This is a genomic window from Leptospira sp. GIMC2001, from assembly GCF_028462125.1.
Classification (GTDB): Bacteria; Spirochaetota; Leptospiria; order Leptospirales; family Leptospiraceae.
Map to the genome: position 1 here is coordinate 221,913 of NZ_CP115468.1, position 15,481 is coordinate 237,393.

Consider the following 15,481-nt stretch of genomic DNA (forward strand, 5'->3'; position numbering starts at 1 on the left):
CATGCGTACACATCGTCGCTTCACTCGTAGAAAAAGAGAAAGCGAATCTTCAGACAATCATGAACGATGGTTGCTTACGTATGCAGATATGATTACCCTTTTGCTGGGTTTGTTTATTATTTTATATTCAATTTCTAATGTTGATAAACAAAAATTAGAATCAGTTGCTGATGCAATTCGTTCAGGTTTTGGTTTTGGACCAGGAGGAACTGTTGCTATCTTTGATGGTGGAACTAGTGTTCTGGAAGATGATTTATTTAAACCTAAGTCTCAACTTTTCCGTGTATGGGAGAATCTTGGTTTCAACCTCAAGAGATGGAAGGAAGTCGCAAAACTTCGTCTTGGACTTGCTGAGACAGAAGAATTAAAATTAGTAATTTTCGGTCCAATCACGGATGAAGGAGATTGGATTGTAGATCAGACTCAGGATGAGACATTTCAAAATTTATCACAACTCACTGAGAATTTGGATGTGGAAATCTTGATACGACTTGAGATTCCAGAAAATGCACGATTGGGAAGGGTGTCCTGGGAAGATAGTGCAAAGCGTACTGCAAAACTTGCAGAGCTAATGGAAACAAAATACAATATACCTCGTGAGAAGATTGCAATTCTTGCTCACACTAAATTTTCCCCAATGAAGGATGTCTCATCGGACTCACCAGAGGCGAAAGCACGACAAGAACGCATTGAAATTTTCATTCGCAAGCAAAAGTAGTAGATCTTATCTAATATTTTTTGCAAGACCAATAGTTCTTTTAGCAAAATCTGGTCATAGAATGCTCCGTACACCTTATATGATTCTTCTAATACTCTTCTTCTTATGTCAGATTGATTGTAAAGATCGATCTAAAGGTGTAGATGATCCATTCTGGAGAGAAGAATCTCTTAAAATTGCTGGTGAAATTTGCAAAAAAATTGCAAATTGTGGCAAAGAAACTGGCGCCTTCATTGGACTTGAATTATCTCATACACAATTGGCAGAGAATAGGTTACAAGAAGCTTCATGCCATGAACATCATCGAAATACTAACGTTTATAAATTGATCGGAGATAATCCCGATCAGATTCGATCACTAACACGTGATTGTTATAAAGAAATCATTGAAATGGGATGTTCTGATTTAGTTGATAAGAAGTATAAAAAGATTGTTGCATGCGAACTAATGGGTCGTATACAGAGAGGGGAATCTTTAGAATAGATGCTTCGTGGACTCCGCCGATTAAATCGTTACGAAAGACGAATTCTCAACATTATTAAGTTAGGTGGTAAAAATGCACGCCTTACTCAATTCGGTTTTAGCAGAAAAACAGACGATGGTTTTCGCTTTCCCATCCATGCTATAGAACTTGGAACTCCAAAAGCTATTCGCAATAATCCAGTCGGTTTAGTGGCTGGAGTTCATGGATTAGAGACAGTTGGCATTCGCATACTTTTGGACTTTCTAGAATACATTCTCGATAAAAAGAATAATGATTTCTTACCAGAATTGAAAAAAGGTAAACTTGGATTGGTCATTTTGCCTATTGTAAACCCAGGTGGTGTTGCTCTCAAATCAAGATCAAATCCGGCCGGCGTAGATCTCATGCGCAATTCTGGTGTTGAGGCTGAATCGGCCTTGCCCTTCTTTGGTGGACATAAAATTAGTTCTTCACTCCCGTATTATCGTGGTAATACGATGGAACCTGAATCTAGAGCATTATTTAGATTTGTTCATAAATATTTTTATTCGGTAAAAGATGCGATTATGCCTGTTCTTGATATACATTCCGGTTTCGGAACTATTGATCATGTTTGGTGGCCTTATGCGAGAACGAAGAAACCTTGCATTGACACACCATTGTTTGAAAAGATGGCGTATTATCTTAAGACCAAAATGAATCATGATGTTTTTAAATATGGACCACAATCGGAAACTTATACAACTCATGGAGATCTATGGGATCGGTTCTATGATAATTATTTTGAACATTTTAGAACATCAAATACTTCTTGGAGTTCCAGATTTCTTCCAATAACTTTAGAAGTTGGTACTTGGTCTGATCTTAAGCAAGACCCAATGAAGATTTTTCGAAAGCGAGGAATTTTCAATCCAGCTCGCGAAAATAAATTAGAGACCATTACCGGTTATAGAAATTTTATTAGAGATTTTGTATTATTATCCCAGACTAAGCTTGCACATTGGACCGCATAACATATGAAAGAAGAAGCGCTAAAATACCATTCACAGTTTCCGCAAGGAAAAACTAAAGTAGTTCCAACTAAGCCAACCGACAATAGCGCCGATCTTACTTTAGCCTATTCGCCAGGTGTTGCTTACCCCTGTTTAGAAATTGCTGACAATAAAGAATTGGTTTATGAATATACTAACAAGGGTAACTTGGTTGGGATTATCACGAATGGTACGGCAGTATTAGGACTCGGAAATATTGGTCCTGAAGCTGGTAAACCTGTGATGGAAGGAAAAGCTGTTCTATTCAAGAAATTTGCTGGTATTGATGTTTTTGATATAGAGTTGAACACTCAAGATCCGGAAGAACTTATTCGTGCTGTTAAATTACTAGAACCAACATTTGGTGGAATAAACTTAGAAGATATTAAAGCTCCAGAATGTTTTTATATTGAGAAAGTACTTGATGAGAATATGGATATTCCGGTTTTTCATGATGATCAGCATGGAACGGCAATCATCACTACGGCAGCTCTTTTAAATGCATTGATCATTAACGGTAAAAAATTAGAAAATCTTAAAGTTGTAATCAATGGTGCCGGAGCTGCAGCTGTAGCTATTGCTGATATGATCTGCGAAGTGGGAGTTGATTTCAATAATATATTTATGTTGGATTCAAGAGGGATGTTAAATCTATCTAGAAAAGATTTACATGACTCTAAGAAACGATTTGTTCGCAATATTCCAGAAAATTCTTTACGTGATGTTGTAAAAGGTGCTGATGTTTTTATTGGAGTATCCGTTAGAGATGTGATGGATCAAGTAATGGTTCAATCTATGGCTAAGGATCCAATTGTTTTTGCTTTAGCGAATCCTGATCCAGAAATTCCGTACCAACTTGCTAAGGCTGCAAGACCAGACGTAATTCTCGCTACCGGTCGTAGTGATCATCCAAATCAAGTGAATAATGTTCTAGGATTTCCATTTATTTTTCGAGGTGCCTTGGATATTCGATCCAAAAGAGTCAATAGTGAAATGAAGCTCGCAGCTTCAAAAGCTCTTGCAGATCTTGCAAGACTTCCTGTACCGGATGAATTATGCCAAGCGTATGGAGTTGATAAAATTGAATTTGGGTCTGAATATATCATTCCTAAACCTTTTGATCCAAGATTGATTTTCTATATTTCATCAGCGGTTGCTAAAGCTGCAGTTGAGTCAGGAGTTGCACAAATCCCTTATCCTGGCGATGAAGCTTATAGAAAATATTTGAATCAAAGAATGGGAATCAGTTCTTAGATTTATCTTATTTTTTCAAAGAATTCTCCAATAAATTCGGACTATTTATTTTTAGTTTACAATAGATAAACATTCTAATACTTTGGGCTGATCATTTATGTTTGAAGGTCGATCTCCCATACATCCTAAGGATTGGAAATTTCTTGCAGTTGGGTCGTGCCCGATCAGCTTTTTTCTGTAAAAATAAATAATATGAATTGGGATAAAGCGGACGCTACTAGATTTATTCTGAATGTCACTCGAAAGAAATGGGTGAGAGTTCTATTTTATATTTGCTTAATATACAATACAGTCTTCAATTCAATCACCGGACAGATTGTGGTTGATCGACTAGCTCAATCAATACTCAAATCACAGTTAGATATAAATGTTACCCGTTTTTCTCTACTCTACGGATTTGTTTTTGAAGATGTGATATTGTATTCAGGTGATGAATTTCAGAAAGGTAAATTCTTACAATCAGATCGAATTGCTGTCACATACAATCTGCCTCTACTGTTTTTGGGAAGGCTCAAAATTTCAGAAGTATCCTTAACGAATTCTAAAATCGAATTTTTGGAGAGGAATAAATTATGGAATTTCGAAACTATAATGGAAAAATCCGAAAGTTCTAGTATTGAATTGGAAGAATCCGAGGAACAGAGCGGGAATCATTCTGATATTATTTCGACTTTCATTCCTATTTCATTGTATGCGAATATTTTTGTAAATGATCTTACAATTCACGTTGTTAGAGGAATGGATAGTAATGATAAATTAGATCTAAATTTATCTGATTTAAATTTAGCCTTCGAACTGGATTCAAAAAGATTTCGAGAAATTCCTCTTTCATTCAAAGCAATCAATCTAATCGAAAAATTAGAGGTTTCGTTGAATAAAGACAATGTTGTTCCTATTCAATTAAAGGATTCTAAAGATGAAATTAAATTTAATCTATTTTCTAAATTTGTTCTGAATCACTACCTTGATAAAGACATTCCAAAAATTGAATCCAATCTACATCTTGGCACAGATGAAATTGTTTTTGGAGCAGGAGACAATCAGTCAGCAACCGCAGGTATTGAGTTGAAATATGATTTAAAACTAGATCCAATCAAGGATCACTTGTCCCTAGATGAACTTACAATGATTTTGGCGGGAAAACCTACATTTCAATTGGATGGGGAAGTTCAAAATATTTCAACTCCCAAGATGAGTTTTCGATTTGAAAATACTCCAACATCAATTGACTTGTCAGAAATTTCTAAACTATTTAAAAAAATACCAGGACTTAAAAATATTGCTTTGAGTGGTAACATATCTTTTCCCGAGATTATTGCGCGCGGAGATATAGATGATCTACTGACATCAATTAAGATTCATGGTAAGAATATTTTAGTAACCCTTCCAGCTGGAAAACATTCTATACCAGAAATAATAATTGAATCTTCAGCTCATTTGAATCTAAGCAATCCAATTAAGCCAACAAAAGAAAATTTGCTTCCAATTCTCAATCATCTATCAATTGAGAAGATCTCAGTTCAATACAATAGTATAATAGCTAAAATATCTGGTGAAATTGATCCTAATAGAAAAGTAGAATTAGATTTAGATATATCTGGTATCAATTTGGAAAAATTTTCCAATCAAGTATTTGGAATTGCTTCAACCAAAATTAGACTTCGCGGTGATAAATTATCCTTGTTTGGAGTGGATCTCAAAATCAATATAAATGAATTTCGATATATAATGGGAAGAGGAATCTCTGGTAAAAATAATATTCAATTAACCGCGCAGAAACAAGTTGATTTGGAAAAAGAATTTGAACTTGAGAAGATTCAAATTACTCCGTTAAATTTTCAAGTAAAAAATGAGAAATATGAAGAATTTTTATTTTTTACATCAAATATAGGATTTTCTAATTTAGATTCTAAATTGGATTTCGAACTTAAAGATTTAAAAATTATTTCTCGGTTCACTCCAATGATTCCTGCTATGCCTGTCTCTCTGAAGTCAACTGTGGCAAACCTTCGCGAAAGTCTAGGAGAGAGGCTGAATCTATACGGTGCGTTAGAGTATCTCCAATCAAATTCAGGTAAGGAAATTATTTTACATTTCGGTGGGAGTTTTCCAGGAATTGAATTGGATGATTTGCATATTGAATCCGATATAAATATTTTGAATGATAAACCGAAAACAATTGAAATAAAAGAATTTCGGATCGATGCTTTCAAGAAAAAGCTTTATGCAGATTTCAAGGGTAAGTTTTATAAACCATTTATACCAAATCCACCTTATGGAGATTATACGGGAAGTTTGGCTGGAAAACTTAGATTGAGATCCAAGGAACCTTCACTTATACTAAAAGGCATCAATTTAAAAGGAGTAATTGACCTGGATCTGGATGTACAAAATGAACATATTAATGGTAAACTCCATACAGAAGAAGCAGATATACGGATTACCTCTGGAAATTGTCCAGGTGCAAACTGTAAATTTACAGAGATTGTTGATCTGTTTTTGGATATACCTTTTCACCATAATATACTAGAGACTAGTACTCTAGTTCTTACCTCTGGCAATAAAGAAAATTTGATAAAGAATTATGGGGAACAAAAAGGTCTTAATTTTAAGATTGAAAAAATTCGAGGAAGTCACCCCAGCTTAACCGGTCAGGTTTTTGATTTTGTGGTTCCGAAAGATCATTTACCTGGACTATCCGCAAGTATAGTGCACAAAGATAATATTCTAAAAATTGATAATCTACGAATCTTTGCATTAGATGGTATAGTATATGGCCGAGATATTTTATTCAATATAGGAAATGGTGATATTAACAATATGGAATTTGCATCGACTTTGCAAATTCGCGATGTCGATCTTAAGCAAATGTTGCCGAGAGAATCACAAGATAAAGTGGGTGATGGGAAAATTAAGGCTGATCTCAATTTCACAGGAAGGAATCTTTCTGATCCGATTGGAAATATGAATTTATACTTTAGCGTGTTTCAAATTGGTTCGGACTTTGGCAAGAGTGCAATCAATATAGTGAGTCCAACTAATTTAATTACGGATGCAATAATCAACAGTTATTCTGTGAATAATGTCGAAATACAGTTATCGAAAGGATTAGTTTACGCATCAATACAATTCAATAAATCTCTGCTAAACACTTTAGTATTTAATATCGAAAATGATCGAATTCAAGAAGAGAGAATTCCTTTGTCTAGTTTTTTGGATCGTGCTAAGGATGAGTTTTCCAATTATAAATAAGGAATAAATTATGAAAAATTATAGGTATTTAAATATATTTCTCAACTTAAAATCTTTGTCTATGATGAAGCAATCATATATAGTTTTTTTGTTTATTTACTTAATTATTAATTTTGTTCTAAATTGTTCCCTCAATCCGCCACCAATTACTTTTACTCAGACCGCGACTGCTGCAGAGAAACAAATGCTAGGTGAAGATAGGGATATCGAAGCAGACGGATGGATACTATCCTCTATAAAAATGTCTGCATCTGGTTCTGAGATATGGCAAAGAGTCGAATTGGATCGAGATGCAGATTATCCAGATTACGATAGCGATTTGTATATTGCTCTTAGAAAGATTGCATATTTCTCGGCTGAAGTAATCAATTGGAAGAAAAAAAGATTCGTGGGAGAATCATATTCTGGAGAATTAAAAATCAATCCGAAGTATATAGATAGTTTGTACTATCAAGAATTTCCAAATCATGAAAAGAGAATTCTCGAAGTTCTACCTCAGGTTAACAAAACTAGAAATTATATAAATCAAGAGAAAATTAAGGAATTAGAAAAGAACTCAAAATTAACCCAGATTCAAAAGGATAAATTGATACAAAGTTTTCAGTTTAAATATTATAATATGGTTGAGAAGGGTGAGTATTTTGAAGAATCTATAGGAAATTGGAAAATTAAGACAGAGAGTTTTGTGGATAATTGATTCGATGATATTTATTCTAAAAAATAAAATATTAATTCTATTCTTCTTAGTTTTTGTATCGCAGAATTGTTCTGTGGTTTTTTATCGACCTAATAAAATTTCTGCTATAGAATTTAAATATGACTCTTTATCAAGAGCTCATAGCGGCCCACATAACGAAAAGCCATTCCCTCTTACAGTAAAAAATGGAATCAATAGCTACGCTTCGACTACTATTGATGGAAACAATTTATTTTTTGCGAGCAATGCTAAGGGTAATTATGATATATATTATCGTAATTTGGGAAGTTCTTCAACTATTGCGATAACGAATCACCCATCAAATGATACGAAACCTGGGATCAGTCCAGATGGAAAGAAGTTGGCCTATGTGACTGAAGAATATGATTCGGATGGTGATATTGTAGTTGTAAAGTTAGATCTCGAAAAACAAAAGGATAATTATTCAAGAGGAAAGCCGCCACTAAGTAATAAGGATTTTATAGTTGTAACTAATCCAGAATATGAGAATGCGAATCGCATTATTAGAGCGATTGATACAGATCCGATATGGTCTCACGATGGTAGGTTCATAGCATTCACTACTTCTCGGTTCGATAGAGGTAGAACTAATATTGCTCTAATCGATACAGCTAGCAATTATTCTATTCGTCAAATTACTTATGATGGTGGAACTTCACCTGCATTCTCTTTCGATGATTCCAAAATATTTTATTTATCCTACAAAGATAGTTCGTTAGGTGAATTATATGAAGTTGATCTTCTTAGTTTAAAGGAAAGAAGAATAACTACAGACATTTATAAAGACCTCAGCCCAACAGTTTCTAATGATGGTAGATATCTTATCTACTCTTCGATTAGAAAAGATACTAACGGAAATGGAAAATTGGAAGGACGAGACAATGCTATTATTATTCGATATGATTTATTTTCTGGCAAATCAGTTGAGTTGACTGCAGGCAATTATTCTTTATTTGATACAAGATATTCTAACTTAAATGGAGGAAGTATTTTATTTACAGCTGCTTTAGATAATGCTCTAAACATATACTTTATTCCAGTTGATGGTGTCATTCCAAAACAAGATAACATTAAAAGTCAATTTGAGTTCACAAAATATTATAATGATATATCACTGGATTTCAATAAACTAGCCATTGATGCAATTGAGCAGTTCTTCGGTAGTGACAATCTTTTCTACCTATATCGATCCAAATCCGATATAGAGTTGGTAAAAAATTATTTCCAAAGCGGACGAATTACTGAAGGAGAAAACCTGCTTAAGGTAATGTTAGATTCTAAATCTGACCCTAACGAAGGATTATCTTATGCGCTAGCTTGGGAATATCAACAGCGCCGAATTGGTAAAGACCCACTTCCCCAGTTGATTCAATACTATGATGAGATGGCTGCTGATAAGAGAGCTCATCCGCAATTGAGTCAAGGTATATTGTTCAAAATCGCAGAGGCTTATGATTCCAAGAAAGACTATGAGCGAGCTTATCAGATTAGAAAGAATATCATCACGAGGTATCCAAATTTTTATGATCTTGATTCATTAAAAATCAAACTTGGGACTAGAGAATTCGATGTAAATCCTTCAATAATCCCTCAATATTATATTGACCTCATGGGTAAAGAAACAACAACCCGTGAGGATACTCGCAAAATTATCGAGGATATATTGCGCGAATATCGAGAAACAAAAAACTACGCTGAACGCATTAAGAAGATTGATAAGAAATTAATTTCTCAATCAAATTTAATAGATAATCCGGAATTAATCGGCCTATTAAAATATGCAAAAGCAGAGGCATTGAACAATTTAGGTCGCAATGAAGAATGTATAGAATTGATCGAGTCTTATAAGAAGACAATCCGACCAGGTGGGTATGTTTATTTAGCATCGGACTTACTTGAAGCCAAGAAATTTCAAGATGTTGGCTTGATAGAAGAAAGTCAGAAAGAAATAATTGAGTTTGTCAAGAATTACAATTATGAGTCTGGTATTGAGGTAGATTCCGATCAACTAGAGAGTTCTTTGCAATTTTTTGAATCTCAAGCTCGCATTTATGAGATAGATGGTGAATTTGACAAATCTGTTAAAACATACAGTAGAATTGATGAAATACTATCTTACTCGATTCAAAATCATGTTCCAATACAAAATTTAATCGAGCGATATGGAACTTATTTTCAAAAAAAGTATGTGGACATGGTTCTCGTTGAGGCTCGATCAAACATCACAGAAGATGACGACTCCATACTATCGCAGGTAAATATTGTTTCGAAGTTAGATATACAAGGTAATACAACCGTAAATCTTTCGAAAATATTTAGTTCAAAGTATTTCAGAATCTTTGGAGATTTTCGAGATATTCAATACTTAGAATATTTTGATGATGCCCTTATAAATAATGCAGAAAAAAATTTCGAGGATAGACTAGATCATGCTAGAGAAATCCTAGATAGGCCGACAATTTTTGGATATGCATATTTTCTCATAATGCGCTCTGCCCGCATAGAAGAGTATTATAAACAAGTAAACTCTCTTACAGCAGTACGAAAAAAAGCGATCCTTGCGGATTTAAAAAGAGCTGAACAGGAATTGTATTGGATTATTTATTCAGATCCTACTTTTATAGATGCCTACTTACTCTTAGGATGGCTTCATCAGTACATTGATATTCGAAAGAATGAAATAGCTTTTCCCGAGGAAGATATAGAAAGCGAGGTTTTCGCGGATACTTATAATGCAAGTTTTCCAGAAAAATATTTAGAACAAAATGTAGATTTATATCTTCAATTACTTGAATTCATGGGTGATAAGGTAGATAAGAAAACTTTATTTGACATTCATTTAAATCTTGGCAATAATTACTTCCTATTAAATAATCATAAACGTGCTCTTCAAAGCTATGAGCTCGTTAGTAAATTTTCGCAAGCGATTATTAGTAAATCTCGATTTGAAAATTATAAACAAGAATCTATGTTTTATTTTAATTATGGTCGAGCATTGGTTTATAACGGCAAATCAGAAGATAGCATTCCAATTTTTCGCAAGGCAATAAATATATATTATAATAAAGAGTATTATCCAAATGTATCTGTTAATGATTCCGCCACAGTACTGGCTGACACTAAAAACAAATTAGCTATTCTGCATGCTTTAGTTGGAATTTCCCAAATGGAGATTGGAGAATATGAAGATGCAATTTCATCATTTTCCACGGCGGTAAAAATGAATGGGTATTCAGGAAGAATTAATGATATTAATTTGTATAACGCAATAGCTATTTGTTATCAAAAAATTGGAGAATATGATTTATCGGAAGATAATCTAAAATTTGCTGAGAACGAATATGAACTGGAAAAACCTAGGTTTAATTGGAGGCCATTTTCCATTTGGAATGTAATTTTACCAGATAAGAATCGTGTAATCGGAGATGGACGATTTCCTGGAGAAATGCCTTTAGAATTCTCTAATCTTCTCACTCAAGGTATTCGGATTAAGAATCATATTGATACCCGCGATTTTACTATGACCTCTCTTCTGATTGACGATCGTAAAAAATTTATAGAGTCTCATTCAATGGATAGATATGTGATGGGTGATCGCATTTTGGATAATACAATGAATGAACTTGCGTACAATCAGTTCGTTCGTGGTAATTATAAGGAAGCTTCATCATTGTATTTAAAAGAATTTCAATTATACTATTCGAAAGATGAAGATAAGACTGCATTCAAATTCTTAAAAAGAGCAGGAATTTCATTATATTCCCATTTTGAAGAAAATTCAGATGAGATTTCGAGCTTAGAGGATACACTTCGCAAGGAGATTGATTTTCTCCATGAACTAAGAGAAAAGGAAATGGTGAATTGTCTCAATGTAAATCGCTCAAATAAAATGAATACTTCGGGATATAAACCGGAATCTGATATTATAAAAAATTGTGATGATTACTTTGATAAGGAGTTTCATCAATTTGATGTTTTGTTAGGATATAATTATTTCTACTTGGGCGAGATAAAAATGCACAAAAATGAAATGGTTGAGTCTTTTTCTTATTATGGAAAGGCACTCAAACTTTTAAATGAGCCCGCAAATGTAAATGAACCTGAACAAGGACTAGCAAAAGACCCATTTACTAATAAAGAAAGGTCTAGATTGAAAATTGCTATTGCCTTAACGTATTTAAGAATCGGCGATAGAAAAAATTTCGAAAAGAAAATTACGGATGCGTTTTACTATGCAAATGAGTTTCATTTTGAAAGAGAGGTTTTACAGATCTATCTTCTTCAATCAGAATATTATTATAAGTACGGTAAGCATCAAAGTGATAATTTGACTGCGGCATCATATAATTCCAAAGCTGAAAATCTACTTAAAAAATCGCCTGGTCTATTCCTAGAAATTGATGAATTACTCATTAATAATCTATTCAAATTAAAACTGGACATAAATGTAAAGTTAGGAAAAATTTATGATCTTAATTCCGATCGTGAAAAATTCTATAGTGCAATATTTTTCCGTCAGTTATTAATCAATAAACTGGATTTTCAAGATGAGAAGCTATTTCAGAAAGTGGCGCGAATTAGAAGTCACGTTCAAACAGATCGAGAAGTCATTCGCGCTATAGAAAGGAATCTATCCAATGATAAAAGTATAAGATCATTAGAAAATGAAAAGGCAGCTAACTATCAACAGTTATTCTCTGAACTATCAGAATTTTCGCAATCTTTACCGGTAGGAATGGATATCTTAAGTTGGTTTGATAAACCAAACACGATTCAATTTAATAAAGCAAAGGATGAGATAATACTTAATTTTTTCGAGAGTGGACATCAGCTAATAATTTCTACTTACTTCCAAGGAAATAGAACTAACTTAGAATTCGATTTAGATGATGTGAATTCAATGATTGAACTTGGAAATATTTTATCACAAGTTCTAAAAAAATTTCCCTCAGTTAAGAAATTAATCCTTATACCAGATCCCATTATGCATTCCCTAGATTTCAATCGACTTGCAGTAGATAATGGATTATTGAATGAAAAGTATGAGATACGTTATCTATTTCGTCTCAGTCAAATGATTAAACAGAATCCGAATCAACTTCAGAGACTGAGAAGGATAACAAGTATTGACTCAAACGTTCGAAAAGAAGATACGATTCTGGATTATTTCCTATTCTCTCCACTGGAAAGAATTATAAAACCTGCTGAATTAGAAGGAGTATCATTAAGAAAACTGAATTATCGAATAATCCCATATAATGATTTACAACTGTATTTAACAGATACAGATGTGATTGAAGGATCAACCGATTTTGCCAATAGAAAATTCTTTCTCGGAGAGAAAAGACCAGGTTTTCTTAATATGAAGGAAATCATAGAAAACCAATGGAATATTCCTATAGTAATAATTAATAATTATCGCAGAAGTCGCGACAACTTTCTTAAGATGGGTTTTCTATTCGATACTTTACATTTCGCAGGCGTTAAAACATTAATCCTTATAGAAGGGAATGAGGATAGTGAAAGAATAAGAAACAGGATTCTTTCTGCAATCAAGGACGCTAGTGGAATTTTACAGGAAGAGAAAGTTACAATTATTGGAGAACCTTTACCGAAGATAGATGATAACGATAAAAGATTCAAAGAGAAATACTTAGAATTTGCGAAATTGGCAATCGTCGAGGAGAAGAATAAAGAATATTTAGAATCCATGAAATATCTATTATCTGCTAATTCTATGATAGGGGAGAGTGATAAAGAACTTCAATTAGAATCTGAGATTAATATCGCTAGAATCAATAGCAGATTGAAATCAAAAGAAGAACCGCTATATTATTTCCATAGATTGAAAAGCAAATTTAAAGAAGATTCAGTAGAAGAATCCAAAATACTTTTAAACTTATTGTTAGAATGTTATGAATCCAAGATAGAAATTGATTGCATTGAATCCTATTCAAAGTTGATGACTAGTAATTATATAACTTCTGAAGAAAAGGATATCATTACTTTTTATAAGAATTTAAAGGAAGAAAACAATAAGTTTGTTTTTAATAATTACAATTCATTTTTAAAATTAAAATTATTAGGCGATCCTTATTTACGCCTTTTAGCATTGGCGAATATGTTCTCTAGAGCTTTTTACTGGGAGCAAGCAACTTACTTTTCTAAATTAGCGCGAGAGCATGCAGATAGCAAGAATGAATTGGAATATATAAATGATGTCCGTGCGGAGATTTATGAAGAAAGATTTTTTATAAAAGGGGAATTTCCTCCTTATGATATAGGTGATAGTATATATTCTGATGCAAGGATGAGAGCTTGGGCTGATTATAATTATAAATTGGATAAGAAGTTAAAAATAGAAAAAGATTATTATATTCGAAACTATTTGCAAAGAATTTATTTAGCATACCAGAAATTGGAGAGTAGCTCTGATTTCGAACCATTAGATTTATCTCCTCTATTTCTTAAAGATGGCAAGACTTCCTTGATTCGGTTATCAAACCAGGATAGAAATTTTTTATTTTATATATTATCTCGTTCAATTTCTTTTCAAAAAGGAAATGAACTCAATAGACAATTTGATCTTTTGCTTCAAACAGAGAATTATCTAGGACATGAGAATCGGGCTGCTTGGATGAAGTTAGAATGGGCTCGAGCTCTCTATTATCGTGGAGACTACATTAATGCCAGAGAATATTTAGATCAATATGAGGATGATGTTGAGAGTCCTCAGAAAGAGATTCAGCAAACATACATATTAATCAAAGCTAAGTTGTCCTTGATATATGAAGATATTAATTTGTCCAAACGAGAACTTGTACTTCTTCGAAATGATCGGAATGCTTGGTTTGCAATATATTCGAAAGTTATCAATTCATCAGATACTCAAGACTTTATGGAATACCTTAGAGTATTCTTTAAAGATAATAATTTTATATTAGATGATGCGAATAGAAGTGAAGTATCGGATCTTATACAACTGATGATGCGAAAATCTCTTAAAGGTGATAATCTGACTTCTTTTTTAGATTTAGCTTTTTTAAACGATAAAATTGCTTCTTATAATCGAAAGACTTTGGGTAGAGAGCCTAAAGTTTCGAATATTGATATCCCAAAATTATCCATATCTAAAAAAATAATTACACAACTACCCACGAAGCAGTCATTCAAATCTATTATTGATTTAGGAATTGAATCCTATCTAATTGATATTGATTCCAAAAAGATATCTGCAAGTAAAGTTATTGATGATAACAGAATTATTAAATTTGATATTTTGGATTATATTTTTTCGATAAAAGATGAAGGTGTTAATGTTCTCAAGCAAAAAGGGCTTGAGAACAAATATAGGGAATTTCTAAAATTGGAGAATAATAAATTATCCTATTTGTATTTACCTTCTTATCATTTTAAAATTGTTATTAAGCCTAATCGACTAGATCGCTTCTATTTTGTCTTGAATCCAGAATTGATGGTAAGTAGAAAATCAATTTCATTAAAGGATAAATTCCGTCCTGGTTTTAGTTCTAAGATTCATGATCAATCATCTAAAAAGAATTCTAGAAAAGGTGACCAATTATTGAAAGAGCTAGAAAATTTGGAAATTAAACTCAATAATAAAGGCAATATTCCAACTATAAATATTTCGCAGGAGATATTAGAACTCAAATCCGGAAAGCAAATTTACTACGGTAATAATTCACTTGAAAGTTTGAGATCTTTTGATGTTAGAAATTCACCTTGGATACTTATAGGCGCACATCTTGCAAATACATCATTGAAATCAGATGATTTTGTACACTCTATGCGATTTCTAGATCAATTGCACTATGGAGCCGGAGTTTTGAATAATGTCTATCAGGAAGATACTCACACTGCTTTCTTTTTGAAGGAATTCCTAATCAACGACGGAAGAGTTTATAATTTATTACCACGCTATTACCTTGGCTTTCAAGCAGTTCGAAACGATTGGAAAGAAGATCGTTATTGGAATGGATGGAAGCCTTATACTAATACCTTTATCAATGATTGAAGAAACTAG

Annotated in this window: 7 protein-coding genes; all 7 read left to right on the forward strand. The window is 33.0% G+C overall.

All coding sequences use genetic code 11. From position 1 onward, the window contains the following. The first annotated feature begins 1 nt into the window (after nucleotide 1). The 7 genes from O4O04_RS02580 to O4O04_RS02610 all read left to right on the forward strand — a co-directional run bounded on the left by O4O04_RS02580 (nucleotide 2) and on the right by O4O04_RS02610 (nucleotide 15,472). Nucleotides 2–718: a flagellar motor protein MotB gene (locus O4O04_RS02580; RefSeq protein WP_272533962.1), complete on the forward strand. Its 717-nt coding sequence runs from the start codon at nucleotides 2–4 to the stop codon at nucleotides 716–718. Beyond that, complete coding sequence (locus tag O4O04_RS02585) at nucleotides 690–1,202, forward strand: LA_2478/LA_2722/LA_4182 family protein (RefSeq protein WP_272533964.1); 513 nt, start codon at nucleotides 690–692, stop codon at nucleotides 1,200–1,202. Before O4O04_RS02580 ends, O4O04_RS02585 begins: the two co-directional genes overlap by 29 nt. Further along, the gene (locus O4O04_RS02590; RefSeq protein ID WP_272533965.1) at nucleotides 1,203–2,195 is read left to right on the forward strand and encodes a M14 family zinc carboxypeptidase; all 993 of its coding nucleotides are present in this window, start codon (nucleotides 1,203–1,205) and stop codon (nucleotides 2,193–2,195) included. Between the two features lie 3 nt (nucleotides 2,196–2,198). After that, entirely contained in the window at nucleotides 2,199–3,467 is a 1,269-nt protein-coding gene (locus tag O4O04_RS02595; RefSeq protein ID WP_272533967.1) for a malic enzyme-like NAD(P)-binding protein, read from the forward strand. Between the two features lie 192 nt (nucleotides 3,468–3,659). Next, nucleotides 3,660–6,719 (forward strand): LIC_11026 family protein, encoded by a 3,060-nt coding sequence (locus tag O4O04_RS02600; protein ID WP_272533968.1) that lies wholly within the window; start codon nucleotides 3,660–3,662, stop codon nucleotides 6,717–6,719. Between the two features lie 10 nt (nucleotides 6,720–6,729). Beyond that, entirely contained in the window at nucleotides 6,730–7,416 is a 687-nt protein-coding gene (locus tag O4O04_RS02605; protein ID WP_272533970.1) for a DUF1318 domain-containing protein, read from the forward strand. A 4-nt stretch (nucleotides 7,417–7,420) separates the two neighbouring features. Further along, entirely contained in the window at nucleotides 7,421–15,472 is an 8,052-nt protein-coding gene (locus tag O4O04_RS02610) for a hypothetical protein (RefSeq protein ID WP_272533972.1), read from the forward strand. The last annotated feature ends 9 nt before the right edge of the window (nucleotides 15,473–15,481 follow it).